The sequence below is a fragment of the Shigella sp. FC1967 genome, from assembly GCF_001743005.1.
GTDB lineage: Bacteria > Pseudomonadota > Gammaproteobacteria > Enterobacterales > Enterobacteriaceae > Proteus.
On sequence record NZ_MIIZ01001460.1, the window covers coordinates 1 to 342 of the forward strand.

General features: G+C 35.1%; 1 protein-coding gene. It reads left to right on the forward strand.

All coding sequences use genetic code 11. From position 1 onward, the window contains the following. Positions 1–20: 20 nt before the first annotated feature. Positions 21–299, forward strand: a complete 279-nt coding sequence (locus tag BHE89_RS22965; RefSeq protein ID WP_261261009.1) for a hypothetical protein — start codon at positions 21–23, stop codon at positions 297–299. Positions 300–342 lie beyond the last annotated feature (43 nt).

Genomic DNA, 342 nt, shown 5'->3' on the forward strand with positions numbered 1-342 from the left:
AAAAAATGGTGGTATTGTAATTGTTAATCGAAATTACTACGCAGCCATTAAATAAAGGTCATATGCAATTTTTCACTATTCAAGAAACCGTTGTGATTTCCGCAAAATCCTGTGACAGATGTCTCTTTCATGCTGAAAAAGATGATCCTGAATTTCATGAATTTCTGTCGATTGACCGACGAGTTGGTTTTAGCTCTATCTTCGGTGATGGAAATCACTTGAAACTGGATTTATGTCAGCACTGTATGAAAGAACTGTTGAATCCGTGGTTATCAGCCAGTAAACCAGATTCATTTTGACAATAAAAGGTTGATACATACAAGGTATCCAGACTAAAAAAAA